The 2843-nt window shown below is 65.3% G+C and carries 3 protein-coding genes and 1 pseudogene; 3 read left to right on the plus strand and 1 reads right to left on the minus strand.

The window, feature by feature from the left end; translation table 11 throughout:
• Window positions 1-52: 52 nt before the first annotated feature.
• Window positions 53-577 carry a GNAT family N-acetyltransferase gene (locus tag ACT6Y9_RS10110; RefSeq protein ID WP_443744437.1) on the minus strand — a complete coding sequence of 175 codons (525 nt, stop codon included), beginning with the start codon at window positions 575-577 and terminating at the stop codon, window positions 53-55.
• A 350-nt stretch (window positions 578-927) separates the two neighbouring features.
• Between ACT6Y9_RS10110 and ACT6Y9_RS10115 the strand changes: the two genes are divergently transcribed.
• The 3 genes and pseudogenes from ACT6Y9_RS10115 to ACT6Y9_RS10125 all read left to right on the plus strand — a co-directional run.
• Entirely contained in the window at window positions 928-1905 is a 978-nt protein-coding gene (locus ACT6Y9_RS10115) for a metallophosphoesterase (protein ID WP_443744438.1), read from the plus strand.
• 173 nt (window positions 1906-2078) lie between these two features.
• Entirely contained in the window at window positions 2079-2441 is a 363-nt protein-coding gene (locus tag ACT6Y9_RS10120) for a hypothetical protein (RefSeq protein WP_443744439.1), read from the plus strand.
• Window positions 2442-2542: 101 nt separating this feature from the next.
• Window positions 2543-2843 (plus strand): annotated as a pseudogene (locus tag ACT6Y9_RS10125) (HlyD family efflux transporter periplasmic adaptor subunit); the annotation flags it as partial.

The following is a 2843-nucleotide window of genomic DNA, read 5'->3' on the forward strand; positions in this document are numbered from 1 at the left end:
CCTCGCTAACCTCGCCCTGAAGGACGGGGCTTGCGCGAGGCCGGTTTTTTGGTCAGTCGCGCTCGGCCGCTTTGCGGCGGCGGCGCTCTTCGCGGAGGTCGAGCTCCATGTCGTACCAGACCGCACCGCCGTGAACGGACTTTGAAACCCCGCAGTTGACGAAGCCGAAGCCCGAGTAGAAGTGGATGAGGTGCTCCTTGCAGGTGAGGATCACGCCGTCGCGGCCCTCCTGACGGGCCTTCTCGATGAAGGCGCGCATCAGGGTCGAGGCGCACCCCTGGTGGCGCTCTTCGGGAAGCACGGCGAGCCCGAAGATCGACTGCCAGCGGCCGTTCGGGTTGTGCAGCGTCGCGTCCTCAAACATGTCGTCGGTGATCGTGCGGTTGTTGGTCACCATCCCGTCGACGAGGCCGATGGGGCGGCCGTCCTTCATGAGGATCAGGAAGCAGTCCGGGAAGACAGCGAGACGGGCGGCGAAGCTCTCCCGCGTCGCCTTCTCGGCCGGCGGGAAGCTCTTCGCCTCAATGTCGGTGAGGACGTCCACATCCTCGGGAGTGGCGGCGCGAAGCGAAAACATGATGAAGCGTCTGTTGCGTGGTTGTGGGGAGAGCGGCGTGCAGACCGCACCCGTCTCCCGTCGTTTTTTGGGAAGCGCTCATCATAGCGCACCGCCCGACGGAGAAGCTGCGGCGGGATTCGAGGAAAGGCGGGACGCCCGGAGGGGCGGCGGGCGGCGTCCGGAGTCCTCCCTCCCCTCCGAACGCAGCTTCATGCGTCACGCAATCATCACATATGCGTCTTCATCTCGTCACACGGGAGGCGGAGACTCCTCTCCGCGCCTTCCTGGCCCCCCTGAACCTCTGTATACAAGACCTTGAAGAGGAATCCGGCAGGCAGGCAAAGATCATTTTTTAGGAGACTTACGCAATGAAGCGTCGTTTGTTCCTGCAGTCCGCCGCCGGACTCTTCGTCGCGCCCGCCGCGCTTTCCGCCGCCGGCGTTGCCCGCGCCGCCACCCCGACCGAAGCGCAGATCACGCTCCCGCCCGCTGAAAAGTTGAAGAGCAGCTTCGGCTGGGTCACCGACATCCACTACTGCACGAGCCCGATCCGCACCATTCCGGCCGAAGATTCGATCCGCGTCTACGCGCACTCCCTCGCGAAGCTCCACCAGGCGATCGACGTCTTCAACACCCGCAAGCTCGACTTCGTGATTGAACTCGGCGACTTCAAGGACTGCCTCGACGACGGCGACCGCCCCGACACGATCGGCTTCCTGCAGACGGTCGAGTCGGAATTCCGCAAATACAACGGTCCGCGCTACCACGTCTCCGGCAACCACGACTTCGACAAGATCTCGCTCGGCGACTTCCTCGACAACACCGAGAACTACGGCGACGCCAAGGGCAAGAACTACTACTCCTTCGTCGCGGGCGGCGTGAAGTACATCGTCCTCGACGCCTGCTACAACAACGCCGAGGGCGAACACTACAGCCTCGGCAAGCTCGACTGGAAGATCGCGATCGTCCCGACCGTCGAGATGGAGTGGTTCAAGCGCGAGCTCGCGACCGGCAAAGAGCCCGTCGTGGTCTTCACCCACCAGCTCCTCAACACCTGGGACGAAAAGACGCAGAAGATCCCCAACGCGTTCTTCATCCGCAACGCCGCCGAAATCGTCTCCGCGATGGAGAGCAGCGGCCGCGTCCTCGCGGTGATCTCCGGCCACTTCCACAAGGGCGCCTACTCTGAACGCAACGGCATCCACTACGTCGTCAACCAGGGCCTCGTCGAGCGCCCGCTCCCGCACAACGTCTGCGGCATGGTGCACGTGGACCAGGACCTCAACGTCTACGTCGAGGGTCTCTACAACGAGCGCTCGCACGTCTGCCGCGCGAAGAAGGCTTAACCGCCGACCGGCCAGGCTGAGCCTTCCGCCCCCTTGAGTCGAACGCCCCGCCCGCTCCTCCGCTTGGAGGAGATGGCGGGGCTTCTTCGTTTCATGGGTGCTTCACGGCGGGAGGCGCCCGAACCTATACTCCTTGATCTCCAGTTCCACAACTTGTCGGATCGCAAATCCTCATGAAGAAGGCTCTCCTCGCCTTGAGCGCGCTCGCGCTCGTCCTCTCCGGCTGCGCCAACCTTCCCGCCAGCGCCGACCGCATCAACCTCATCACGCTTGGCGAAGCGCAGGCCAACCACTGCGAGAAGCTCGGCTGGGTGGGCTCCGTCGCCATCGTGCCCATCAACGGCAAGGCCCGCAACACCGCGCAGATCGTGAAGAAGGCGCTCAAGATCCCGGGGGCGACTCACATCGCCTACACCAAGGGCGAGGCGGGCTACTCCAACGCCCGTGCGCAGGTCCTGAAGTGCCCGAACCCGAACCTCAAGACGAAGGACCCGGACACCCGCCGCTACTCGAAGGACTACCTCGGCCACGATTGACGCGGGCCCTATGCGGCGCCCGACTCGGCCGCTTCTGCCGCAAGCGTGCTCCGGGCGCCCGCTAGAATCGGCGGGAGATGCTCATTCCTTCGCCCGTCCTCATGAAAGCCCTCCGACGCCTCTTCCCCATCGCCCTCATCGCACTCCTCCTCTTCGCCGCGTGGTGGCTGCGCACCCACGAAGCGTCCGCCCCCGAAACGCGCGCCTGGGGAAACGTCGACACGCGTCAGGTCTCGCTCGCCTTTGAGGCCTCGGGCCGCATCGCCTCACTCACCGCCGAAGAAGGCGCCGCCGTCCGGGCGGGCGATGTGTTGGGGCGGCTCGACACGACGGCGCTGCAGATCGAACGTCGGCGCGCCGCGGCCGAAGCCGAGCGCGCCCGCGCGCAGGCGTCGCTCGCGC

The organism is Sutterella sp., assembly GCF_052272535.1.
GTDB lineage: Bacteria > Pseudomonadota > Gammaproteobacteria > Burkholderiales > Burkholderiaceae_F > Sutterella.

What these genes read in the sequence shown, in the direction of transcription:
- ACT6Y9_RS10115 (WP_443744438.1), top strand. Translation starts at nt 928, where the DNA reads ATGAAGCGTCGTTTGTTCCTGCAGTCCGCCGCCGGACTCTTCGTCGCG.
- ACT6Y9_RS10120 (WP_443744439.1), top strand. Translation starts at nt 2,079, where the DNA reads ATGAAGAAGGCTCTCCTCGCCTTGAGCGCGCTCGCGCTCGTCCTCTCC.
- ACT6Y9_RS10110 (WP_443744437.1), bottom strand. Translation starts at nt 577, where the DNA reads ATGTTTTCGCTTCGCGCCGCCACTCCCGAGGATGTGGACGTCCTCACC.